Source organism: Candidatus Regiella endosymbiont of Tuberolachnus salignus, assembly GCF_964020115.1.
In the GTDB taxonomy this organism is placed as follows: Bacteria; Pseudomonadota; Gammaproteobacteria; order Enterobacterales; family Enterobacteriaceae; genus Regiella; species Regiella insecticola.
The window spans coordinates 1,937,450-1,959,428 of the sequence record NZ_OZ026542.1 but is presented as its reverse complement, the minus strand read 5'-3'; the positions used below and the strand labels follow the sequence as shown (position 1 = coordinate 1,959,428).

Genomic DNA, 21,979 nt, shown 5'->3' with positions numbered 1-21,979 from the left:
ATTTTAGAAAATTAAAATAATGTCCATCGAACTAAGATTTGCTCATGTCTGGAAGGGATAATATCAGTTATATAACCGATTCAGTTTAATTTGATTTTGTGTTGTCGTCGTTTGCCGTATTATTTGTACTTGTTTGTACTCCTCCTCAATTGAATCAAATTAAATTGAATCGGCTATATCATCTATTATTTTTATTAGCTGAAGGGAGATAAATATTAGAAATCAAGGCGAGCTACTATCAATAAATTTTTTTCTGATGTCATCGATGTGAGAGGTTAATATTAATCGTTTAGGCAGAGTAAAGGAGAAGTTCGCGCCAACGCCAACTTTACTGACGATATCCAGGTAGCTACCATGATGGTTCAATGCATGTTTTACAATAGCCAGTCCTAAACCATTTCCTCCCGTTTCTCGCGAACGAGCCTCATCTACCCGATAGAAACGTTCAGTCAGCCTGGGAAGATGCTCTGCGGAGATTCCATCTCCATCATCACTTATTTGAAATTGCGCGCCTTGAGGTGTGAGTTGCCAGTGAATCTCAATTTTAGTTCCAGTGGGTGTATGGTTAATTGCATTATACACTAGATTTGAAATAGCGCTGGATAGCTGATCTTTATTACCCAAAATTTTTAACTGTGGGTCAACATGAAAGGTGATTTGATGGTACTTATTATTAATTGCTGTATTTATTGCTGCAATTTCATGTTGTAATGTCTGCAATATTATTGGAATATCAACCGTCTCATTCATATTGATCGTAGTAGGTGCCGCCTCAATCCGTGATAGCATTAATAATTGCTTAACCAAGACATCCATTCGCTTAGTCTGCTCTTGCATAGTGACAAGAATTTTATTTTGTATAGTTCCTTCCAACTGTTGATCATGCATCATTTCTAAGTAACCTTGCAAAACCGTTAACGGTGTGCGTAGTTCATGATTTACATTGGCAAAAAATATACGCCGAGTGCTTTCTAATTGCATCATCTGGGTGACATCTCGTGCGACTAGTAGCCATTGCCCTGCAGAATATGGCATGACACGAAACTCTACATGATGGCTATTATTTAATTGTAAAGTTAAGGGCCAGAGAAATGCTTGTTGGCGTATATAATCATTAAATTCAGGATAACGTAATAAATTAAGAATATGCTGGCCATTATCTTCTGGCCAGCGAAATTCCAATAATTGCTGAGCTAGCTGGTTACACCAGAGAATGTGACCATCAACAGTGATTATCACCACCGCATCAGGTAAGGATCCGGCACCACTACGAAAGCGTTTAATCAATAGCGCTAATTCACGTCGGCGTTTACGATTGCGTAATTGCATCTGATGCAGTCCGTAGAATAACGACTCCCAGTTTCCATATCCTCTGGGTGGCATCATACTTCGATCCAACCACAACCAGTCAGAAAGTCTGAGTTGGTTATAAAAATTCCAAGTTAAAGCGGTTAACACTGAAATCAGTAGGCACCAAGGAAGGTAACCAACAAAAAGCCCTATTAATAACGCGGGTAGACAAAAGAAAATCAACTCCAATGCCAGTCTTTTCCATGATAAACGTTTTAACACAACGAAGTCTCCGACATGACATCTTTTTCACATCCTTCCTACGCCATAAATGACGAGGTGCACATGATTAATCTCAGTGAATCCTGTTTCAAAGAACGGCACCTGACTGCGCCGTTCTTCCTCTGCAACACAGCATGCCCTGCCGCTAAAATGTTAAAAATGTCAACAGCACTCAGTATTATCAGAGTCTCTACTCTTATGGTGGGTATAGGCTATGTGCTAGGTTTATTTGTATTTAAGCTTACAGCACATCAGATAAAAAATTTAGTAGCATGTTGAGAACCGATATCCAGTTCCTCGTACAGTTTGAATCATTTTATCGTGACCATTTTTTTCGAGCACTTTACGCAGTCGCCGAATATGTACATCAACAGTACGATCTTCTACGTAAACGTTGGTGCCCCAAACATAGTTTAACAATTGTTCGCGATTATAAACTCGTTCTGGACGTGTCATAAAAAAGTGTAGCAATTTGAATTCCGTCGGCCCCATGGCTAATACTTGTTTATTGGTTATGACACGATGTGACGATGGATCTAAAATTAAACCTTGTATTTCAATTATTTCTTTAGTTGTCGTAGGAACAGTGCGTCGTATCATGGCACGAATACGTGCCACTACTTCTTTCGGTGAAAAAGGTTTAGTAATATAATCGTCGGCTCCGAGTTCTAATCCACAAACGCGATCTTCTTCTTCCCCTCGCGCCGTCAACATAATTACAGGAATACTACGGGTTAACATCTCACGCCTTATGTGTTGAATGAATTGGATACCGGAACCTCCAGGTAGCATCCAGTCAAGTAGTATTAGATCGGGTAAGAGGCCAGTAAGAGATGCCACTGCGTTACTATAATTTTCGGCTGTTAACGGTTGGTAACCATTTTGCTGCAGTAAAAGGCAGAGCATTTCTCGAATTGCTACCTCATCTTCCACCACCAAAATGCGTTTTGTCATTATTAAATTCTGCCAATTCGCCATATTCCGCGTTATCTGGTTATTCACTACAGAAACCCTAAGAGCCTATGCGAAATTTTCTTTGGCGAATCTCAGACGAGGAAAATTTCTTATAATCTCTAAGACGAAGAAGGTTACTATCAAAGATAGATTAATAGTATTAGATAGTTAGTTAATATGTCTACCACTTTCCATGTATTTTTAGACTGTGTCCGTTTGGTATAAATATTTATACATAACAATGAGAGGAAGAAATGAAGCAGATATTGAGATCTGCTTCTATCTTACATGACAAGAAAGGAACTGGTTGATAATTACACGCGCATGAAGTCGATATGAGTGAATTTAGGCTTAAATGGATGGCGTTGCACTGCCTGTACTTTCACATTATTTGCTTTACCATCGATCATTAAAGTTAGGGGTTCTCCATAAAAACCCAGTTTTGATTCAAGATTTATTATAACATCCTGCTCAAGAGCAATGGAAATAGCTTGTTCTGAGCCGCCATAGACGACCGCGGGAAATTTATTTTTAGCACGCAGGCGGCGGCTCGCACCTTTCCCCTGATCTTTAACATCACGTACAGTTGCATTGATAGTGATCATTTTATTTTCTCTTAAGAATAATTATCCTGCTACAGGCGACCCAGCAGCAGCTTTGAAATAGCCTTTACCCTGGAATAATCTAAAGCAAAGCAGGCGGGATTCTAGCGAAATATCAATCAGACAGCAAATAAAACCGTAGGGTATCAATAGTGGTTTAAAATCATGCACGAATTAATCACGATTGCTGTTATGTAATACTCTACGCCCAGTGTGGTATCGTTTCTTCCAATATTGATCATTAAGGCTAGATATTGTTACCCCAGTAGCGGCAGATACATGAACGAATTTATTATTATCTAAATAAATACCAATATGACGTCCAGTGGGACCTGCCCGAAATAATACTAAATCCCCGGCCTTTAATTTAATCCGTTGAATTTTTTTACCAACCGTTTGCTGCGCAGAAGTTGAGCGTGGTAAGTTTATGCCAAATTGTTCACGGAAAGTCAGTTGTACAAAAGCAGAACAATCAATCCCTTTTTTACTGCTACCTCCGAAACGATAACGTACGGCTTTCCAACCCGTATATTGTTTTAATATTTTTGATTTGATGAAGCGGGTTTCAAATGTATTTTGCGAGTTGTATGGTTCATATCGACTATTTTTCCAAGAGGCATGTGAGTTTGATTTTTGTGGTGTACTACATGCAGACAACATGGTGGTAACAGCAATTAAAGGAATGATTTGCAAAATATATTTTGTAAGAATTTGAGATTTAACCATAGTGGTACTGTCTCCTGAAACTATCATGGTCTCAATGTCAGATTTTTTTATGTGAAACTAAGCAGAATCGTTATTCGTGTTAGTATAAATTTAAAAAATGTTTAATAATTTATAGCAGATAAAAAAGAAAATATTATTTTGGTTGATTATTGACCAACTTTCTGCCGCATCGTTCTTGATGATAAATTGTTCATTTTGGATGTGAATTGCACGAAGAAAGCATAAGTTAAAAAAATCGTTTGACTTATAAATGTGGGAAAGTAATATGTGCCCCACGCAGTACTGATGAGCCTCACGAGCAAATTAAGTACAGTTGCGTAGGTGAGGTGGCCGAGCGGCTGAAGGCGCTCCCCTGCTAAGGGAGTATATGGTTAATAGCCGTATCGAGGGTTCGAATCCCTCCCTCACCGCCAATAGATAATGCATCCATAGCTCAGCTGGATAGAGTACTCGGCTACGAACCGAGCGGTCGGAGGTTCAAATCCTTCTGGATGCACCAAATATAGTATCGGTGGTGAGTATAAAATCACTGTAGTAAAAAATCCGCACTCCAATGGGTTTGCGGTTTTTTTGTTATCTGGTTTTGATAATGGTCAATTCACTTCATTTTTATTTAGTATTTTTTATTGCAATACACTTAAATAGCCGCATCAACTAAAATTAGTGAATAGCCGTTTTTTTAACTCGACAATACTCGTTAACAGTATGCTCGTAATAATATTGGATACCAATTTAATTAATTTTTACTTTTTATTGTAAGTAAATAATAAATTATTGTAACTCTATCCGGTAATGATACTATCAATATAAAGTGTATCTGGTTTTTATAAAATATTAGCAGGCAGAGGTGATTTCGCACTGTCTCTTAGAGGCTCAATGTTTTCCGAGATCGGCCGTTGTATTGATAATTTTTTTGGTTCTATGCAAACCCATACGGTTCGAAGGCGATAAGGTGCTTGTCGATGCTGTATCAATCGATTGAAAAAAATTCAACTGCAGTGTTTTTTCTCGAATTCGAGTGAGTATAAATTTAAGCGCAAAATTGTTCAATTCAACTAAACTTGTATCCGTTAGCAACGCGCTAGACTAAGCTATTTACATTTTATATCGATGTAATAGCTTACGTTTTCATGGTGTATAATGGATAATAGCGGGGAAACTGAGAGACCCGACTCTTTTAATTTTTCAAGGAGCAAAGAATGCTTATTCTGACTCGTCGAGTTGGTGAAAAAATAATGATTGGCGATGGAGACCACGTTATTGAGGTTACTATTTTAGGAATTAAGGGCAATCAAATAAGAGTAGGTGTGGGAGCTCCAAAAGACGTGTCTGTTCACCGTCAAGAAATCTATGAACGTATTCAAGCAGAAAAGAGCCAGCCGGATGTCTCCGAATGACTCTAAAGCGGGGCTTTGCTTTTTTATGAAGAGCTCTGCCACCGCTAGTGTTCTGTTTTTATAAGGGATACCGTATCCTGTATTCTAAAGTCTTTAACACTACTGATGCTAATTGAGATTTTTTGATATCTTCCCTGCGATAAATAACGAGGATTTCTACACAGCGCTAAATAGAGATCTGGCATGCCTCAGTGGGTTCCTGCTTCATCGAGCGACCCTAAGTCGACGCTCTCCCTCCAACACTTCCTTCGCGTCTACGGCTCTTGAAGGTCAAGGTTTTACGGCATACCGGATAATTTAATATCTTTTATCCGTTTGATATTAGCACCTAGTTTACTTAGTTTATCTTCGATCTTTTCATAACCGCGATCAATATGATAAATACGGTCGATGGTAGTTACACCCTCAGCAATACAGGCTGCCAGGACAAGACTGGCAGAAGCACGTAGATCTGTTGCCATAACTTGTGCCCCGGAAAGTTTTTCAACACCGTAACAGATAACGCTGTTGTGTTTGATTTCTGCTTTTGCTCCCATACGAACTAATTCTGGCACGTGCATAAAACGATTTTCGAAAATGGTTTCAGTGATCACACCACGACCTTCTGCAACAAGGTTAAGCAAACTAAATTGCGCTTGCATGTCTGTTGGAAATCCGGGGTGGGGTGCTGTACATAAAGTAACAGCTTTTGGGCGTTTGCCGTGCATATCCAAGCTGATCTGTTTTTTATCTTTGTCTATTTCAATAGAAGCGCCGGCATCACCAAGTTTAGCCAATACAGCCTCCAAAGTGTCAGCACAAGTATTATGACAAACAATTTTGCCTCTTGAAATGGCGGCAGCTACCAAGAAAGTACCGGTTTCAATTCGATCAGGAAGTATAGAATATATCCCCCCACGGTTTAACTTATTGACCCCTTCGATGGTAATGCTATCAGTACCCGCGCCACTGATTTTTGCGCCTAACATATTGAGAAAATTTGCGGTATCAACAATTTCTGGTTCTCTCGCCGCGTTCTCAATCTTTGTGATGCCTTCGGCTAACGTTGCCGCGCTCATAATGGTGACTGTTGCGCCCACGCTGACCGCTTTCATTTTAATATGCGCCCCTTTCAGACGCCCGTCGACAGAGGCTTTGACATAGCCATCTTCCAGCTTTATTTGGACACCTAGACTTTTCAAACCATCAATATGTAGATCAACCGGACGTGCACCAATAGCACAGCCACCCGGTAAAGAAACTTCACCTTTACCAAATCTTGCGACTAAGGGTCCTAATGCCCAGATGGAAGCACGCATCGTTTTCACCAATTCATAAGGAGCACGAAACTTATTAACTTGGCTAGCATCAATAAACACCGAACCATTCCGCTCAATTTTGATCCCCAAACGGCGGAGTAATTTAATGGTGGTATCGATATCTTTGAGATGCGGAATATTCTGTAATTCCACAGGCTTTTCAGCTAATAATGAAGCGAATAATATTGGCAGGGCGGCGTTTTTTGCACCAGAAATAGTGACCTCACCTGTCAGGCAAGCTACCCCTTCCACCTGAAATTTTTCCATTATGACGGCTCTTTATGATTGAATTATGGTTATACCCTTCGCCTTTGAAGCTGTAGTGTTGTTGGCTGCGGGTGTTCGCCGAATCACGTAGTCTATCTACGCTCATCGGTCTCACACTCTGGCCGCCTAACGGCAACTTCAAGGGCTGTGGGTATATACCCTTCGCCTTTCAAGTTACGGCGGCGTTGGCAGCGATCACTCACCCTCTGTCATGTACTACCTGTACACTCCTGGGATTCGATTGATTGCCGTCTTGCCGTAACTCGAAATTCATTGGGTATATAGATGAAAGATTAAAAACCATTGAGTTTGCGATCTCTTTGCCATTCTTGTGGTGTATAGGCTTTAATTGAGACAGCATGCATACTGCCTTTAGCAATATATTCCGCTAATACTGCGTAGACAGCCTGGTGTTTTTGTCTAAGATTCATATCAGTAAAAACCTCGCTGATAACCGTCACTTGAAAATGGCTACCTTCAACACTGACGTGAGCGTCTTGTAGTGATAATGCTTCTGCTTGCATCAACAATTCTTTAACTTTTGCAGCGTCAATAATAATGTTCATGTTTACTCGTTAATTGAAGCGGTATTGTTATACCCTTCAGCCTTTGAAGCTGTTGGCTGCGAGTGTTCGCCGAATCACGGTAGTATGTCTACGCTTATCGGCCTCACGCCCTGGCCGCCTAGCGGTAACTTCAAAGGCGAAGGGTATAACCGTCTCATATAGAAATTATTTGCTGGAGATTGTAGAGCTTAATCAGTGTGGCTAACTGATCACTGATACCTGATATGGCTAACTTTATATTTTGCTGCTGAGATTTAAAATGAATGAAATGAACCAGCAGCGCTAGACCAGCAGAATCGACTCGTTGTAGCTGTGCTACATCAATACAATCAATATCAGTGAGCAGTTTGTTACGTTGCTGCCATAAGGGCAACAAGGTGCCACGATCCAGATCGCCTTGCAATAGTAAGCTGTTTGTCTGTAATTGCCAGTGTAATTTAACGATCATGATTGTTATTCATTCCATTATTATTTTTTGTTTAATTTTATTTCCTGCTTGCTGCTGGCTTCTAATGCTTTGGTTAGACCTTTAATTCCTGTTTGCTGCAAAATAGAATCCCACCCGCTTTTTTTGGTCTGAAGCATGCTTACTCCTTCAACAATCATGTCGAAAGCTTGCCAATTTTTAGTTTGACTGTTACGACGCCACTGAAAATCAAGACGTATTGGTGGGCGTCCGTTGGGATCTATGATCTCGACACGGATAGGGATAATCTCTCTATCTAACGGTTGTTCCGGTGAAATTTTGTACGTTTGCCCCTGATACATTGTTAATGCTTGGGCGTAAGCCTGTTCTAAATATTTTGTGAAGGCGCTAAAATAATCGTCGAGAGTGGTTTTATCGGCTTTGATTTGGTCTTCGGTTTTGCCTTTGGTTTCTATTGCTCTTGTATAATAAGACCCTAATACCAATGCTCCGGCGTACTTTATTTGTACAGCAGGGATGAGCTCTTGACTTACAATGGTTCGTAGATAATCGGGATTTTGTTTGATTGTGGATTGTTCTTTTTTTAACCTATCAAAGGTTCTTTGTGCCACATCTTCCATCAGGCGATAAGGATTCGTTTTGTCTACCGCACTGGCCAAAGGTGTGATTAACAATAACGTCATCATTAATAAATAGTTAAGCATGCGTGCCCTGATCATTTCAAAATCCCTCCTGGGTTGATGTTACGGTATTATTGTCGTCTTTTTTATAAATTAATTGCCCGATTAAATCTTCTAAAATCAACGCGGACTTAGTGTCTTCAATGGTATCACCCGCTTTTAAGATACGCGTACCCATTTCTTGATCTTCAAAACCGACATTAAGTGCCAGAAATTGTTCCCCTAGCAACCCCGCGGTTCTAATAGCTAAAGAGCTGCTGTTGGGAATATGGTTATAATTTTCCTGGATATCTATTGCGACTCGAGGGGTATAATTTTTTTTATCTAAAGAGATATCGGCTACTCGCCCCACTACCACCCCACCAATTTTCACCGGCGAATTGATTTTTAATCCGCCTATATTGTTGAAAGTCGCGTATATACGGTAAGTTGATTGATTACCTATTGATTTGATATCAGCCACTTTTAGGCATAAAAAAATCACGGCAATGAAAGCCACTAGAACAAACAGGCCTACTCCTATTTCACTTTTTTTCGTTTGCATTATTTAATTTCCGAACATGAGTGTGGTCAGCACAAAATCTAATCCTAGCACTGCTAATGATGAATACACTACAGTACGAGTGGTTGCTTGACTAATGCCTTCAGATGTCGGAAGTGCATCATAGCCGTTAAATAGCGCAATCCAAGTGATGGCCACGGTGAATACTAGGCTTTTAATCAAACTATTTATTAAATCAACTCGCCATTCAACAGCATTTTGCATCGCCGTCCAAAAGAAACCAGCGTCGATCCCCTTCCAGTCAACCCCGACTATCGCTCCCCCGACTATTCCAAACGCAATAAAAATAGCCATCAGTAATGGCATACTAACGACGCCGGCCCAAAAATGAGGGGCGATTATCCGTCGAAGAGGATCAATCGCCATCATCTCTAAGCTAGCAAGCTGTTCCGTGGCTTTCATTAGGCCGATTTCAGCAGTTAGCGCTGATCCTGCTCTTCCGGCGAATAATAATGCTGTTATCACTGGACCCAGTTCCCGCAGCAATGATAACGCTACCATCATCCCCAGGCTGCTCTCAGCACTGTAAGTCATCAAGATTAAATAGCCTTGTAATCCCAGTACCATGCCGATAAATAATCCAGAAACCACAATAATTGACAGAGATTGTGTTCCCAGATTGTGGAGCTGTTTTACTAGCAATGGCCATTGTTTGCGCGGTTCTGGTTTACCCACCAGCGCATGAAATAACATCCATCCGGCGCGCCCGAATGATGTGCATACATCGATCGCTTTACCACCTAGGGACGCCAACGCTTTTACTAGCATAAATACTCCATCAGCCTAAAATTTATTCAAAATCTGCTGTGTTCGCTGATATTGGGTGAAAATCAGTAGCAACATATTTTCCTCGTCTTAGCGCCGCTCAAAGAAGATTTCGAATAGGCTCTAAGAAGTTGCTAATCTATCATTTATCACAGTGGATCTGAGTTTCATTTTTCGCTTTTTTGTTAGCGCGTATTTTTATATTATTGATGTTTATGTTTTTTTAATAATTCTATTTTATAGTCACCGGCTGGAAAACGAAAAGGAATAGGCTCATCAGCAATACCGTCAAGGAACTGACGTACCTGTTGGTTATGATTATTTTGTAATTGTGTTGCTGTTCCTTCAGCAATCACCTGTTGGTCAGCAATAATGTAAGCATAATCAGCGATACTGAGTACTTCTTGTACATCATGCGACACCACGATACAGGTAACACCTAATGCATGGTTTAACTCATCGATAAGTTTAACGAGAATTCCCATCGTAATCGGATCTTGGCCGCCAAAGGGTTCATCAAACATAACTAATTCAGGATCGAGTGCGATCGCTCGAGCCAATGCAACTCGCCTGGCCATACCGCCAGAAAGTTCCGACGGCATCATTTTGGCAGCGCCTCGTAATCCGACGGCTTCCAATTTCATCATTACTGTAATGTGCAATAGTTCGTCTGGTAGGCTGCTATGTTCACGTAGAGGAAACGCAACATTTTCGAAAACATTCAGATCAGTAAATAAGGCACCAGACTGAAATAACATTCCCATTTTTTTACGTACATTATACAGTCGTTGACGTGACAAGGTTGGGATATTGTCGCCATTAAATAAAATCATGCCACAGTCAGGCACTAATTGCCCACCGATCAATCGTAACAAAGTTGTTTTACCTATCCCTGATGGCCCCATAATCGCCGTTATTTTTCCACGGGGTACTGTCATATTAATATCGGAAAATATCCTACGTTCACGGCGGGTAAAACTCATACTCTGGATTTCAATTAAATTCGCTGCCAATGGGTTCATTTTTATTCGCCTTTGTTGTGCTTGATGACGGTTATACCCTTCGCCTTTGAAGCTGCCGCGTTGTTGGCTGCGGGTGTTCGCCGAATCACGTAGTCTATCTACGCGCATCGGTCTCATTTCCTGGCCGCCTAGCAGCAACTTCAAAGGCTGTGGATATATTTTACTCGGCTGTGTGACCGAAGCTCTGTTATTAAGTAAGTTTATCGTTTATCTTGTGATGTTTTTTATACCCTTCGTCTTTGAAGCCGCCGCGTTGTTGGCTGCCAGCTCTCGCCTCATGGTATGTCTACGCTCATCGGTCGGTCGCCCTGGCAGCCAGGCAACTTCAAAGACGAAGGGTATATAGCATTGCTCGATTTAACGTCGCAGCCGAGTTTTATAACCGAGCAGGGGTCGAATATGTCTCATGTTGAATTATCATCAGGCGCCTGTTTTCCAGGCAATTGCTCTGAAGACTGTTGCTTTCAACAAGCTGGAAAAAAAGTATTACAAATTGAGCGTAATGCTCTAGCACAGCTTGATCAATACATTAATCATGATTTTTCTCATGCTTGCGAAAAAATCTTTAATTGTCAGGGCAAAGTGGTAGTAATGGGGATAGGTAAATCAGGTCATATTGGCCGAAAAATAGCAGCGACCTTTGCCAGTACCGGCACCCCTGCTTTTTTTATCCATCCCACCGAAGCTAGCCATGGTGATTTAGGAATGGTGACATCACAGGATATTGTCTTGGCTATCTCAAATTCGGGTGAAACAAGTGAAATTTTATCCCTGATCCCGATTTTAAAACGCCAAAAAATTTTGTTGATTGCCATGAGCGGCAATCCTAAAAGTAACATGAGTGAAGTGGCGGATATCCATTTATGCATTAAAGTACCCGAAGAGGCTTGCCCATTGGGACTTGCCCCAACAGCGAGTACCACCGCTACCCTTGTTATGGGTGATGCCCTTGCAGTGGCGTTACTGAAAAAACGTCGCTTTACCCCACAACATTTTGCCCTTTCTCATCCAGGTGGTTTATTAGGACGAAAATTACTCGTTCGTGTTGACGAGATTATGCATATTGGAACTGAAATTCCACAGGTGACTCTTGATGCTTCATTGCGTGATGCATTGCTGGAAATTACGCAAAAAAAACTCGGTTTAACCGTTATCTGTGATGATCAGATGAAAATTGCCGGTGTTTTTACTGATGGCGATTTACGCCGAGTATTATCTGATAACAAGTTTGATCTCAATAACGCTAAAATTGCTGAGGTTATGACATCGGGTGGTATCCATATTTCTGCTGATAAGCTGGCGGTGGAAGCGCTCAATTTAATGCAATTACATAATATTACGGTACTGCTAGTGGTCGAAGGTGAGCGCCTATTGGGTGTAGTGCATATGCACGACCTGCTAAAAGCGGGTATCGTATAAAAGGGAGACATAAATGTATACAGAAACTGATTATGGATTAGTACTGACAAAAATTATTGAGTGCGCTGCTAAGATCCGTTTACTCATTTGTGATGTCGATGGGGTATTGTCGAATGGTTTAATTTATATGGGTAATCAAGGTGAAGAACTGAAAGCTTTTCATGTGCGAGACGGTTATGGTATCCGTTGTTTAAAAAAATCTGGTGTGGAAGTTGCCATTATCACGGCGCGTAGTGCCGAATTAGTCAAAAATCGGGCGCAAACATTATCCATTACACACCTATATCAAGGCCAAGTGGATAAATCTTTAGCCTATAAAGAATTATTAACAAAACTCAATTGCCAACCTGAGCAAGTGGCTTATATTGGTGATGATTTGATCGACTTACCCGTAATGAATGAGGTGGGATTATCAGTTGCGGTGGCAGATGCTCATCCTGTAGTGCGAAAAAAAGCACATTATATTACTCGTATTGCAGGGGGACAGGGTGCGGTGCGAGAAGTTTGTGATCTCATCTTGTTTGCAAAAAAAAAGTTTGAACAAAAAAATGCAACAGATTTGTAGGATGTTGATATACCCACAGCCCTTGAAGTTGCCGCTAGGCGGCCAGGGCGTGAGACCAATGAGCGTAGACAACTACGTGATTCGGCGAACACTCGCCGCCAACAACGCGGCGGCTTCAAAGGCGAAGGGGATATGACTAAAATCAGAATAGGGATAACACTGTTACTGACCATGATCGCTTTGGTGTTAATTGGTTGGAATTTCTCTGGTTTTAATCAGCAGGTAATACAACCTGTTGATCATCATCGGCCTACTTATCAAAGTCAACAAACGGCTACAGCGGTATATGCACTAGACGGTAAACTACATTATCGATTGATGGCAGAAGAGGTTAAGAATTACACCAATAGCTCAGTTAATAATGCGGCTCTCGATCATTCGACGGTCACTTGGTTCACTAAGCCAGTCATGACCTTGTTTGATGAAAACGCGGTAGGCAGTTGGGCAATAAAAGCGGATCAGGCCAAACTCACCGATGGTAAAATGCTCTATTTGTATGGTCATGTTGAGGTTAATAATTTAACAGCAATCTCACAGTTGCAAAAAATTACCACTGATAATGCTGAAGTTAATTTAATCAATCAAAATATCTCATCAAATGATGATGTTAACCTGTATGGTGTTGGATTCACTGTCAATGGTATGAAAATGCGGGGAAATTTGCGTAATCAAACCGTAGAACTAAGCGAGAAGGTTAAAACCCATTATGAAAATCAGCAATAAAATCCATGGTATTTTACTGACCGGCTTATTTTTAGCGGCATTTTTAACAGTGAACTTTCCCGCTTTAGCGTTAAGCAGTGATAGTGAGCAACCCATTCATATCACCTCAGATACACAATCACTCGATTTACCTAACAATGTTTCAGTTTTTATCGATAATGTCATCATTAAGCAAGGTAGCATTGAAATTAAAGCGAATAAAGTGGTTGTCACCCGTCCCGACGGTGAGCAAAAAAAAACGGTAATGGAAGGTTTTGGCACCCCAGTCACTTTTCAGCAAATGCAAGATAACGGTAAGTTAGTGACCGGACACGGCGAAAAATTGCGTTATCAGTTAGCTAATCAATTCTTGGTACTTACTGGTAATGCCTACCTGAAACAACTAGATAGCAATATTGAAGCTGATCGCATTACTTATCAGGTTGAAAAGCAGTTAATGGAAGCTTTCAGTGATAAAGGTAAACGTGTCACCACTGTATTGTTGCCTGCTCAATTACAAGATACTAAGCCACAAAAAAATCGTAAAACAAATGAGACAAAAAATTAGGAGCCTATACCCAATGAATTTCGAGTTACGGCAAGGCGGCAAGGGCGACCGACCGATGAGCGTAGACCTACTACGTGATTCGGGCGAGCGTCCGCAGCCAATAACGCGGCGGCTTCAAAGGCGAAGGGTATATTTCAAATCTTCTTGAGCGACGCTCAGATATTGAACAGGCTCTCACAACCATGGGCGACAACAATGGCAAGCTTAATCGTAACAAAATTGGCCAAAGCGTATAAAGGACGCAAAGTAGTTGAAGAGGTTAGCTTAACCGTAAATTCAGGTGAAATTGTTGGTTTGTTAGGCCCTAATGGGGCAGGAAAAACAACTACTTTTTATATGATTGTGGGTATAGTTGCACGTGACGCTGGATGTATTTTGCTTGATGAAGAAGATATCAGCCTGTTACCTTTGCATGAGCGCGCACGACGCGGGATTGGTTATCTACCGCAAGAAGCGTCTATTTTTCGTGGCCTAAGTGTTTATCATAACTTAATGGCGGTACTAGAAATTCGTCAAGATCTATTAGCTCAGCAGCGTACAGAACGTGCAAAAGAGCTGATGGAAGAGTTCCATATTGCGCATTTACACGATAACCTAGGCCAATCGCTTTCCGGTGGAGAACGTCGACGTGTTGAAATTGCTCGAGCGTTGGCCGCTAATCCTAAGTTCATTTTACTTGATGAACCCTTTGCCGGAGTCGATCCGATTTCGGTGATTGACATCAAAAAAATTATTAAGCATTTACGAGGGAGGGGATTGGGCGTTTTGATTACCGATCACAACGTGCGTGAAACGCTAGATGTTTGTGAGCGAGCCTATATCGTGAATCGAGGGCATCTGATCGCCCAGGGCACACCGCAAGAAATTTTAGCAGACGAACAAGTTAAACGAGTTTATTTAGGCGAAGAGTTTCGGCTGTGATTTTAGATCCTATGAAGATCGGGTTAAAAATATTTATTTAATATATTCATATTACTGCGTTTTTTGGGTTTTCCTCATCTGAGCTTTTCTCAAGAATATTTCGAATAGGCTCTTGGTCATCCGCATTTTTAATAAATGTAGGATTTTAATAAAAGGCTGATGTCTAACATTGAGTGGTTACGGAAAATTGATCTAACATTATGAAGCAAGGTTTACAACTTAGGCTCAGTCAGCAATTGGCTATGACCCCACAACTTCAGCAGGCAATACGTTTGTTGCATCTCTCTACTGCTGAATTACAACAAGAGATTCAGTTGGCATTAGCCAATAATCCTCTGCTAGAGCAAACAAATAGCCATGTGGAAGTTGACACGAAAGAGACGGTAAACCCAGAAGATTTTGATAGCCTTAACGCCCTAGAAAAAGAAAATATACCGGAAGAGTTGCCGCTGGATGTAACCTGGGAAGAGATGTATAACACCAGTATGTCATTCGGAATGAGTCATGATTACGGCAATGATAATGATGATTTACCCTGCTACCAGGGGGAAAATACTCAAAGCTTACAAGACTATCTGATGTGGCAAGTGGATCTCACGCCCTTTTCTGATACTGATACTGCTATCGCCATTTCTATCATTGATGCGGTAGATGAAACTGGGTATCTTACCGTATCGCTAGAAGAGATTTTAGCCACTATCGGTGATAAAGAGCTGACACTTGACGAAGTGGAAGTAGTGTTAAAACGGGTACAACATTTTGATCCTGTTGGGGTCGCGTCTCGTAATTTACGGGAATGTTTATTAGTCCAATTATCACAATGTGCTACAAATACGCCTTACCTGATAGAAGCACGCTTAATAGTTGCGGATTATCTCGATTTGTTGGGTAATCATGATTACCGCACAATAATTCGCTTAAGCCGACTAAAAGAAACGGCGCTAAAAGAAGCCATTGCCTTGATCCAGTCGCTCGATCCGCGTCCGGGGCAGTCGGTTGTTAGTACAGGCACATCACAGTATGTTATTCCAGATGTTATTTTGAGCAAGAAGGGGAATGATTGGACGGTTGAATTGAACACTGATAGCCTTCCACACTTGAAAATTAACCAACAATATGCAGCCCTAACATCAGCAGGAGGGGGTTTACTTAACGATAACGACAGCCAGTATATTCGTAGTAATCTACAAGAAGCAAAATGGTTAATAAAAAGTTTAGCAAGCCGCCATGAAACATTACTGAAAGTGGCGCGCTGTATTGTTGATCAACAAATTGCGTTTTTCGAACAGGGTGAAGAATCTATGCAACCCATGGTTCTTGCTGACGTCGCTAGTGTAGTGCAGATGCATGAGTCAACAATATCGCGCATTACTACTCAAAAATATCTTCACAGTCCTCGAGGGATTTTTGAGCTCAAGTACTTCTTTTCTAGTCATGTAAATACTGAAAGTGGAGGTGAAGCTTCTTCTATAGCAATCAGAGCGTTGATAAAAAAATTGATAGCCGGAGAAAACCCTATCAAGCCGCTAAGTGATAGCAAATTGACTTTATTGCTTTGCGAACAAGGCATTATTGTGGCTCGGCGTACTGTTGCCAAGTACCGAGAGTCGTTGTCCATTCCACCCTCTAATCAACGTAAACGGTTAATTTGACCTGAATTGAGAAGGAAAAATGTATGCAGCTAAATGTAACTGGACGTCATCATCTAGAGATTACTGATCCATTGCGTGATTTTATTGAAAAAAAATTAAGCAGGCTTGAGCGCTATTTTGACCATATTAATCAGGTACGTGTGGAGTTAAGAGTAGAAAAAACGGAACACATTGCAGAAGCAACGGTGGATGTAAATGGAGGAAAACTGCATGCAACCTCAGAGCACCCCAAACAGGTACACCAAGATATGTATGCTGCGATTGATTGTTTGGTCGATAAATTGGCCTGTCAACTTAAAAAACATAAAGACAAATTGAAAAAGCGTTAAGGGCTATTGCAAAGAAAATTTTAAATTTGCTGTAGTAAGTTTGTTATATCAGGAGCAAACTGAATTACCCATCGACGACAGAATTTTTAGAATAAGGATGAAACAGCGATTAAGTGAAAGATAACATGACTAACGATTATACAATGCAGCTACATTCAGTATTAAATATCGAGTGTACTAAGATTCTAAGTCCTGAAGAGTGCTCAAGTAAAAAACGCGCCTTAGAAATTATTAGTGAGCTGGCGGCTAAACAGCTTGGGTTATCCACCCAGGTTATTTTTGACGCCTTGTTAACACGTGAACGTTTAGGTAGCACGGGAATTGGTAACGGCATCGCCATCCCTCATGGAAAACTAAAAGAAGATACATTGCGCGCCGTTGGTGTGTTTATTCGTCTTAAGCAACCTATATCTTTTGAGGCTATTGATAATCAACCCGTTGATATATTGTTCGCTTTATTAGTGTCTGCAGACCAATGTAAAACTCATTTACATATGTTATCTTTAGTTGCTGATAAATTAGCTGATAAAACGGTTTGTCGCTCTTTACGTACGGTTGAAAGCGATGAGGCGCTTTACCGAATCATTACTGAGCCGCCTCTAAAAAACACATAAAACAGTATGAGCTATTTAACATGATTATTTTTTTATATCAATATATTAATATAAAATTCACCATTAACAGATATATTACATACTAATAATAAATTTAATTATTTAAAATTAAAAGGAACAGGTTGTCATTGAAATACTGGGGAGGTTATGGTGTTGATAATTGTTAGTGGTCGTTCTGGTTCGGGTAAGTCGGTGGCCTTACGCGCATTGGAAGATATGGGTTTTTATTGTGTTGATAATTTGCCTATAGTGTTACTACCACAGCTGGTGGACACGCTCATTGAGAGCAATAGTTCTGCCGCAATCAGTATTGATATCCGTAACATGCCTGAATCACCTGAAACATTTGCACAGGCAATAGAAGAATTGCCTGAAAAATTTTCCCCAAAGCTGCTTTTTTTAGATGCTGATAACAACACATTAATCCGCCGTTATAGCGACACGCGCCGCTTACACCCACTATCGAGTAAAGATTTGTCTTTAGAAAACGCCATCGATAAAGAAAATAGATTACTCGCTCAGTTACGTGCCGATGCTTATCTAATCATTGATACCTCTGAGGTATCAGTGCATGAATTAGCGACAAAATTACGTACTTGTTTGCTTGGAAAATGTGACAGTAAATTGACCTTGCTTTTTGAGTCTTTTGGTTTTAAATACGGCCTGCCAATTAATGCAGATTATGTCTTCGATGTCCGTTTTTTGCCGAATCCGCATTGGGATCAAAAATTATGTTCTATGACAGGGCTAGACCAACCCGTCATTGATTTTTTTGAAAAGCATATTGAAGTGCGTGAATTTATTAATGAAACAGGTTGCTATTTAGAAAGATGGCTGCCGATGTTGGAGAATAGTAACCGCCATTACCTCACCGTTGCTGTTGGTTGTACTGGTGGTCAACATCGTTCGGTCTATGTTACTGAAAAATTAGTGAAACACTTTCGTTCTAAAGGGAAAATTGTCCAATTACATCACCGTGCTTTGGAAAAATAATAATGATAAAAAAAACAGTTGAAATAAAAAACAAATTGGGCATGCATGCTAGACCCGCGATGAGATTATTTGAACTTGTACAACATTTTAACGCGGAAGTGATATTACGTAATGAAAGCGGCACGACAGCAGAAGCTAGCAGTGTGATAGCGTTATTGATGCTTGATTCGGCACAAGGTCGCCAAATCGAGGTTGAAGCCAGTGGTCCGGATGAAATTCTAGCATTGCGGGCGGTCATCGAACTGTTTGATTCTGGTTTTGATGAAGACCAATAATGTCATTGAGTATATACCCTTACTTGAAAGGCGAAGGGTATACAGGAGCATAAAAAATGGCTAATCCGCTGTATCAAAAACACATTATTTCTATAAAAGATTTAAGCCGCAACGAATTAACATTAGTTATGCGTATGGCGGGGAGTCTAAAGCAACGTGCTCAACCCGAACTATTAAAAAATAAAATTATAGCCAGTTGTTTTTTTGAATCCTCTACCCGTACTCGTCTATCTTTTGAAACGGCAATCTATCGTTTAGGTGGTTCAGTAGTAGGTTTTGCCGATAGCAGTAATATCTCGGTAAATAAAGGAGAAACGCTAGCAGACACCATTAGAGTCATTAGCAGCTACGTTGATGCGATTATAATACGTCATCCACAAGAAGGGAGCGCTTATCATGCTGCCTCATTGTCAAATAGAGTGCCTATCATTAATGCAGGTGATGGTGCTAATCAACATCCAAGCCAAACTTTGTTAGATTTATTTACTATTCAAGAAACACAGGGGCGTTTGGATAATCTTAATATCGCGATGGTGGGTGACTTAAAATATGGTCGTACAGTGCATTCTCTCACTCAAGCCTTAGCAAAATTTTGTGGTAATCATTTGTTTTTTATTGCTCCAGATGCATTGGCTATGCCTGCTGATATTGTGAAAGTATTGGATGAAAAAGCGGTTTCTTACAGTATGCACGCTAGTATTGAAGATGTTCTACCGGAGTTAGATATTTTGTATATGACTCGAATACAGAAAGAACGTCAAGAAGGATTGACCGATATAAACCGGAAGTCTCCATTTGTTTTGTCTGCAAATATGCTTATCTCTGCACGCCAGAATCTAAAAATACTACATCCTTTACCACGTGTTGACGAAATTTCTACAGAGGTAGATGAGACCCCTTACGCATATTATTTTCAGCAAGCGAGTAACGGTATTTTTGCGCGGCAAGCGCTACTAGCACTGTTATTAAATGCTGAATTGGTTGTTGCAGATTAATTTAATAGGATCAAAAAATCGTTTGTTAACCTTTTTTATTAGACCACTTCCGAAACCCTAGTGAGTGATGCGAAGTCAAGGCACACAGCAACCTTCGTTGCCATGCGAGTACATGAGGATTGCGCACACCGGGTAACGCAGGATCCACGTCACTCAATAGATTTCGAAAGCGGTCTATTATTTATCGATCAGGAATCAATATGAAACATACGGTTAAAGCCACATTGAACACCGAAGAAAAACGCACAATCAAGACTGAACGCGCCCCTGAAGCAATAGGCCCTTATATCCAAGGTGTTGATTTAGGTAGTCTGATTATCACTTCTGGCCAGCTCCCTATTGATGCCAAAACCAATACAATTGCTGATGATATTGCCGCCCAAACTCGTCAGTCACTTGAAAATGTAGCAGCGGTAGTCGAGAAAGCCGGTCTAAGTGTTGCCGATATCGTTAAAACTACCGTATTTGTTAAAGATCTTAATGAGTTTGTCACCATGAATACAGCATACCGCCTTTTCTTTGAGGAACACCAAGCCCCGTTTCCTGCGCGTTCTTGTGTTGAAGTTGCTCGTTTACCTAAAGATGTAAAAATTGAAATTGAGGCTATTGCTGTACGCCGTTAGATGCTATAGTCGCCGATTAATGGCGCATTGCAGCTTGTGCCGATCCCTCGCGGTGATCCCTCTTATAATATTCTCCGTAAACTGCATCTAACTTTATTGTTGAAAACAGGAGAATCTGGAGCTTCTCATTATATGTCATTTGACTCTCTCGGCTTAAACGCCGATATCCTGCGTGCTATTACAGAGCAGAAATATTCTGCGCCTACGCCAATTCAAGAAAAGGCAATCCCTGAGGTGTTGGCTGGCCGTGATTTAATGGCTTCTGCGCAAACCGGTACGGGAAAAACGGCAGGGTTTACCTTGCCGTTACTACAATTACTGAGCGAAAATCAGTCGCTAATTAAAGGCCGACGTCCAGTACGAGCATTAATTTTAACGCCGACCCGTGAACTTGCAGCCCAAATCGGTGATAACGTAAAAAATTACAGTGAATTCCTTAAGTTGCGTTCGATGGTCGTGTTTGGTGGAGTCAGTATCAATCCCCAAATGATGAAATTACGAGGTGGCGTCGATATTTTAGTGGCAACACCGGGTCGTTTATTGGATTTGGAACATCAAAATGCTGTTGATTTAGCCAAAATTGAAATTTTAGTGTTAGATGAAGCTGATCGGATGTTGGATATGGGATTTATCCATGATATCCGCCGAATTTTGGCTAAATTGCCGGCAAAGCGGCAAAATTTGTTATTTTCGGCCACTTTTTCAAATGACATAAAATTATTAGCAAAAAAGTTGTTAAATAATCCTGCTTATATTGAAGTTTCTCCTGGTAATACCACGGCTAAACATATTACTCAGCGAGTTCATTTCGTCGATAAAAGTCGTAAGCGCCAACTCCTTTCTTATATGATTGGCAGCCAAAACTGGCAACAAGTACTGGTATTTAATCGAACTAAACACGGTGCCAATCATTTAGCCGAGCAGTTAAATAAGGATGGCATCACTGCTGCTGCTATTCACGGTAATAAAAGTCAAGGGGCTCGTACACGTGCTCTCGCCGATTTTAAAGACGGTAAGATCCGGGTATTAGTGGCGACAGACATTGCCGCTCGCGGCCTGGATATCGATCAATTGCCGCATGTTGTTAATTATGAACTCCCCAATGTTCCGGAAGACTATGTGCACCGCATTGGTCGAACGGGTCGAGCAGAATGTAGCGGTGAAGCGATTTCTTTGGTGTGTGTCGATGAGCATAAATTATTGAGAGATATTGAACGCTTGCTGAAAAATGAAATACCGCGTATTGCAATCGATGGCTATCAACCTGATCCAACCATTAAAGCCGAACCGATTCAAAATGGACGCCAGGGGCGGGGTTCGTCGAATCGTGGTAAAAATATCAGTCAAACTAGGCGTTCACATAGATAACATCAACGCCAGTAAAAATACAAAAATTTTTTAAGAGCCTATGCGAAATCTTTTTTTTGACGAAGTATCAGCGAGCACAAGAGATTTCGAATATCCCCACAGCCCTTGAAGTTGCCT

26 protein-coding genes, 2 tRNA genes and 1 pseudogene are annotated in these 21,979 nt (G+C 40.8%); 17 read left to right on the top strand and 12 right to left on the bottom strand.

Features of this window, described 5'->3' with window-relative positions; genetic code table 11:
• Nucleotides 1-222: 222 nt before the first annotated feature.
• The 4 genes from phoR to mepS form a co-directional block, all read right to left on the bottom strand.
• Entirely contained in the window at nucleotides 223-1,572 is a 1,350-nt protein-coding gene (gene phoR / locus AACL30_RS10040; protein ID WP_339056552.1) for a phosphate regulon sensor histidine kinase PhoR, read from the bottom strand.
• A 264-nt stretch (nucleotides 1,573-1,836) separates the two neighbouring features.
• Nucleotides 1,837-2,526 carry a phosphate regulon transcriptional regulator PhoB gene (phoB, locus tag AACL30_RS10035; RefSeq protein WP_339056551.1) on the bottom strand — a complete coding sequence of 230 codons (690 nt, stop codon included), beginning with the start codon at nucleotides 2,524-2,526 and terminating at the stop codon, nucleotides 1,837-1,839.
• 314 nt (nucleotides 2,527-2,840) lie between these two features.
• Nucleotides 2,841-3,131 (bottom strand): 50S ribosomal protein L25, encoded by a 291-nt coding sequence (rplY, locus tag AACL30_RS10030; RefSeq protein WP_339056550.1) that lies wholly within the window; start codon nucleotides 3,129-3,131, stop codon nucleotides 2,841-2,843.
• A gap of 171 nt (nucleotides 3,132-3,302) precedes the next feature.
• Nucleotides 3,303-3,854, bottom strand: coding sequence for a bifunctional murein DD-endopeptidase/murein LD-carboxypeptidase (gene mepS, locus AACL30_RS10025; RefSeq protein ID WP_339056549.1), 552 nt, complete (start codon nucleotides 3,852-3,854; stop codon nucleotides 3,303-3,305).
• A gap of 320 nt (nucleotides 3,855-4,174) precedes the next feature.
• On the opposite strand from mepS, the gene AACL30_RS10020 reads away from it, so the two are divergent.
• The 3 genes from AACL30_RS10020 (at nucleotide 4,175) to csrA (ending at nucleotide 5,251) form a co-directional block, all read left to right on the top strand.
• Nucleotides 4,175-4,267 (top strand) — tRNA-Ser (locus AACL30_RS10020).
• Nucleotides 4,268-4,276: 9 nt separating this feature from the next.
• A tRNA-Arg gene (locus AACL30_RS10015) sits at nucleotides 4,277-4,353 on the top strand.
• 700 nt (nucleotides 4,354-5,053) lie between these two features.
• On the top strand, nucleotides 5,054-5,251 hold the full coding sequence (gene csrA / locus AACL30_RS10010; RefSeq protein ID WP_339056548.1) for a carbon storage regulator CsrA: 198 nt from the start codon (nucleotides 5,054-5,056) through the stop codon (nucleotides 5,249-5,251).
• A 278-nt stretch (nucleotides 5,252-5,529) separates the two neighbouring features.
• On the opposite strand, the gene murA is transcribed toward csrA, so the two are convergent.
• The 8 genes from murA to mlaF form a co-directional block, all read right to left on the bottom strand.
• Complete coding sequence (gene murA / locus AACL30_RS10005; protein ID WP_339056547.1) at nucleotides 5,530-6,816, bottom strand: UDP-N-acetylglucosamine 1-carboxyvinyltransferase; 1,287 nt, start codon at nucleotides 6,814-6,816, stop codon at nucleotides 5,530-5,532.
• Nucleotides 6,773-6,958, bottom strand: a complete 186-nt coding sequence (locus AACL30_RS10000) for a hypothetical protein (RefSeq protein ID WP_339056546.1) — start codon at nucleotides 6,956-6,958, stop codon at nucleotides 6,773-6,775. The genes murA and AACL30_RS10000 overlap by 44 nt, the downstream gene beginning before the upstream one ends.
• 151 nt (nucleotides 6,959-7,109) lie before the next feature.
• Nucleotides 7,110-7,370, bottom strand: a complete 261-nt coding sequence (locus AACL30_RS09995) for a BolA family protein (RefSeq protein ID WP_339058454.1) — start codon at nucleotides 7,368-7,370, stop codon at nucleotides 7,110-7,112.
• Nucleotides 7,371-7,536: 166 nt separating this feature from the next.
• On the bottom strand, nucleotides 7,537-7,830 hold the full coding sequence (mlaB, locus tag AACL30_RS09990; protein ID WP_339056545.1) for a lipid asymmetry maintenance protein MlaB: 294 nt from the start codon (nucleotides 7,828-7,830) through the stop codon (nucleotides 7,537-7,539).
• A gap of 20 nt (nucleotides 7,831-7,850) precedes the next feature.
• Nucleotides 7,851-8,513, bottom strand: a complete 663-nt coding sequence (gene mlaC / locus AACL30_RS09985; protein WP_339058453.1) for a phospholipid-binding protein MlaC — start codon at nucleotides 8,511-8,513, stop codon at nucleotides 7,851-7,853.
• 16 nt (nucleotides 8,514-8,529) lie between these two features.
• A complete protein-coding gene (gene mlaD / locus AACL30_RS09980; protein ID WP_339056544.1) occupies nucleotides 8,530-9,033 on the bottom strand; it encodes an outer membrane lipid asymmetry maintenance protein MlaD in 504 nt (167 codons plus the stop codon).
• A gap of 3 nt (nucleotides 9,034-9,036) precedes the next feature.
• Complete coding sequence (gene mlaE / locus AACL30_RS09975) at nucleotides 9,037-9,819, bottom strand: lipid asymmetry maintenance ABC transporter permease subunit MlaE (RefSeq protein WP_339056543.1); 783 nt, start codon at nucleotides 9,817-9,819, stop codon at nucleotides 9,037-9,039.
• A 200-nt stretch (nucleotides 9,820-10,019) separates the two neighbouring features.
• Nucleotides 10,020-10,838, bottom strand: a complete 819-nt coding sequence (mlaF, locus tag AACL30_RS09970) for a phospholipid ABC transporter ATP-binding protein MlaF (RefSeq protein WP_339058452.1) — start codon at nucleotides 10,836-10,838, stop codon at nucleotides 10,020-10,022.
• 399 nt (nucleotides 10,839-11,237) lie between these two features.
• Between mlaF and kdsD the strand changes: the two genes are divergently transcribed.
• The 14 genes and pseudogenes from kdsD to rhlE form a co-directional block, all read left to right on the top strand.
• Nucleotides 11,238-12,257, top strand: a complete 1,020-nt coding sequence (gene kdsD, locus AACL30_RS09965; protein ID WP_339056542.1) for an arabinose-5-phosphate isomerase KdsD — start codon at nucleotides 11,238-11,240, stop codon at nucleotides 12,255-12,257.
• A gap of 13 nt (nucleotides 12,258-12,270) precedes the next feature.
• Complete coding sequence (gene kdsC, locus AACL30_RS09960) at nucleotides 12,271-12,822, top strand: 3-deoxy-manno-octulosonate-8-phosphatase KdsC (RefSeq protein ID WP_339056541.1); 552 nt, start codon at nucleotides 12,271-12,273, stop codon at nucleotides 12,820-12,822.
• A gap of 132 nt (nucleotides 12,823-12,954) precedes the next feature.
• On the top strand, nucleotides 12,955-13,545 hold the full coding sequence (gene lptC, locus AACL30_RS09955; protein ID WP_339056540.1) for an LPS export ABC transporter periplasmic protein LptC: 591 nt from the start codon (nucleotides 12,955-12,957) through the stop codon (nucleotides 13,543-13,545).
• Nucleotides 13,529-14,092 (top strand): lipopolysaccharide ABC transporter substrate-binding protein LptA, encoded by a 564-nt coding sequence (gene lptA / locus AACL30_RS09950; protein ID WP_339056539.1) that lies wholly within the window; start codon nucleotides 13,529-13,531, stop codon nucleotides 14,090-14,092. The genes lptC and lptA overlap by 17 nt, the downstream gene beginning before the upstream one ends.
• 13 nt (nucleotides 14,093-14,105) lie before the next feature.
• The gene (locus tag AACL30_RS09945; RefSeq protein WP_339058510.1) at nucleotides 14,106-14,240 is read left to right on the top strand and encodes a hypothetical protein; all 135 of its coding nucleotides are present in this window, start codon (nucleotides 14,106-14,108) and stop codon (nucleotides 14,238-14,240) included.
• A gap of 47 nt (nucleotides 14,241-14,287) precedes the next feature.
• Complete coding sequence (gene lptB / locus AACL30_RS09940; RefSeq protein ID WP_039906837.1) at nucleotides 14,288-15,013, top strand: LPS export ABC transporter ATP-binding protein; 726 nt, start codon at nucleotides 14,288-14,290, stop codon at nucleotides 15,011-15,013.
• A gap of 200 nt (nucleotides 15,014-15,213) precedes the next feature.
• Nucleotides 15,214-16,665 carry an RNA polymerase factor sigma-54 gene (gene rpoN / locus AACL30_RS09935; RefSeq protein ID WP_339056538.1) on the top strand — a complete coding sequence of 484 codons (1,452 nt, stop codon included), beginning with the start codon at nucleotides 15,214-15,216 and terminating at the stop codon, nucleotides 16,663-16,665.
• 23 nt (nucleotides 16,666-16,688) lie between these two features.
• Complete coding sequence (hpf, locus tag AACL30_RS09930; RefSeq protein WP_006706839.1) at nucleotides 16,689-16,994, top strand: ribosome hibernation promoting factor; 306 nt, start codon at nucleotides 16,689-16,691, stop codon at nucleotides 16,992-16,994.
• Between the two features lie 125 nt (nucleotides 16,995-17,119).
• Nucleotides 17,120-17,608 carry a PTS IIA-like nitrogen regulatory protein PtsN gene (gene ptsN / locus AACL30_RS09925; RefSeq protein ID WP_339056537.1) on the top strand — a complete coding sequence of 163 codons (489 nt, stop codon included), beginning with the start codon at nucleotides 17,120-17,122 and terminating at the stop codon, nucleotides 17,606-17,608.
• Between the two features lie 147 nt (nucleotides 17,609-17,755).
• Nucleotides 17,756-18,601: an RNase adapter RapZ gene (gene rapZ, locus AACL30_RS09920; RefSeq protein ID WP_339056536.1), complete on the top strand. Its 846-nt coding sequence runs from the start codon at nucleotides 17,756-17,758 to the stop codon at nucleotides 18,599-18,601.
• A complete protein-coding gene (gene npr / locus AACL30_RS09915) occupies nucleotides 18,601-18,876 on the top strand; it encodes a PTS phosphocarrier protein NPr (RefSeq protein WP_339058451.1) in 276 nt (91 codons plus the stop codon). The genes rapZ and npr overlap by 1 nt, the downstream gene beginning before the upstream one ends.
• 56 nt (nucleotides 18,877-18,932) lie before the next feature.
• Nucleotides 18,933-19,871: an aspartate carbamoyltransferase gene (pyrB, locus tag AACL30_RS09910; protein WP_339056535.1), complete on the top strand. Its 939-nt coding sequence runs from the start codon at nucleotides 18,933-18,935 to the stop codon at nucleotides 19,869-19,871.
• A 200-nt stretch (nucleotides 19,872-20,071) separates the two neighbouring features.
• Nucleotides 20,072-20,494, top strand: coding sequence for a Rid family detoxifying hydrolase (locus AACL30_RS09905; RefSeq protein ID WP_339056534.1), 423 nt, complete (start codon nucleotides 20,072-20,074; stop codon nucleotides 20,492-20,494).
• Between the two features lie 132 nt (nucleotides 20,495-20,626).
• Nucleotides 20,627-21,853, top strand: a pseudogene (rhlE, locus tag AACL30_RS09900) (ATP-dependent RNA helicase RhlE); the annotation flags it as partial.
• Between the last annotated feature and the right edge of the window lie 126 nt (nucleotides 21,854-21,979).

Coding starts and splice junctions, on each gene's coding strand:
- phoB (WP_339056551.1), bottom strand. CDS start 2,526: ATGACAAAACGCATTTTGGTGGTGGAAGATGAGGTAGCAATTCGAGAA.
- rplY (WP_339056550.1), bottom strand. CDS start 3,131: ATGATCACTATCAATGCAACTGTACGTGATGTTAAAGATCAGGGGAAA.
- mepS (WP_339056549.1), bottom strand. CDS start 3,854: ATGGTTAAATCTCAAATTCTTACAAAATATATTTTGCAAATCATTCCT.
- csrA (WP_339056548.1), top strand. CDS start 5,054: ATGCTTATTCTGACTCGTCGAGTTGGTGAAAAAATAATGATTGGCGAT.
- murA (WP_339056547.1), bottom strand. CDS start 6,816: ATGGAAAAATTTCAGGTGGAAGGGGTAGCTTGCCTGACAGGTGAGGTC.
- mlaB (WP_339056545.1), bottom strand. CDS start 7,830: ATGATCGTTAAATTACACTGGCAATTACAGACAAACAGCTTACTATTG.
- mlaC (WP_339058453.1), bottom strand. CDS start 8,513: ATGCTTAACTATTTATTAATGATGACGTTATTGTTAATCACACCTTTG.
- mlaD (WP_339056544.1), bottom strand. CDS start 9,033: ATGCAAACGAAAAAAAGTGAAATAGGAGTAGGCCTGTTTGTTCTAGTG.
- mlaE (WP_339056543.1), bottom strand. CDS start 9,819: ATGCTAGTAAAAGCGTTGGCGTCCCTAGGTGGTAAAGCGATCGATGTA.
- mlaF (WP_339058452.1), bottom strand. CDS start 10,838: ATGAACCCATTGGCAGCGAATTTAATTGAAATCCAGAGTATGAGTTTT.
- kdsD (WP_339056542.1), top strand. CDS start 11,238: ATGTCTCATGTTGAATTATCATCAGGCGCCTGTTTTCCAGGCAATTGC.
- kdsC (WP_339056541.1), top strand. CDS start 12,271: ATGTATACAGAAACTGATTATGGATTAGTACTGACAAAAATTATTGAG.
- lptC (WP_339056540.1), top strand. CDS start 12,955: ATGACTAAAATCAGAATAGGGATAACACTGTTACTGACCATGATCGCT.
- lptA (WP_339056539.1), top strand. CDS start 13,529: ATGAAAATCAGCAATAAAATCCATGGTATTTTACTGACCGGCTTATTT.
- AACL30_RS09945 (WP_339058510.1), top strand. CDS start 14,106: ATGAATTTCGAGTTACGGCAAGGCGGCAAGGGCGACCGACCGATGAGC.
- lptB (WP_039906837.1), top strand. CDS start 14,288: ATGGCAAGCTTAATCGTAACAAAATTGGCCAAAGCGTATAAAGGACGC.
- rpoN (WP_339056538.1), top strand. CDS start 15,214: ATGAAGCAAGGTTTACAACTTAGGCTCAGTCAGCAATTGGCTATGACC.
- hpf (WP_006706839.1), top strand. CDS start 16,689: ATGCAGCTAAATGTAACTGGACGTCATCATCTAGAGATTACTGATCCA.
- ptsN (WP_339056537.1), top strand. CDS start 17,120: ATGACTAACGATTATACAATGCAGCTACATTCAGTATTAAATATCGAG.
- rapZ (WP_339056536.1), top strand. CDS start 17,756: ATGGTGTTGATAATTGTTAGTGGTCGTTCTGGTTCGGGTAAGTCGGTG.
- pyrB (WP_339056535.1), top strand. CDS start 18,933: ATGGCTAATCCGCTGTATCAAAAACACATTATTTCTATAAAAGATTTA.
- AACL30_RS09905 (WP_339056534.1), top strand. CDS start 20,072: ATGAAACATACGGTTAAAGCCACATTGAACACCGAAGAAAAACGCACA.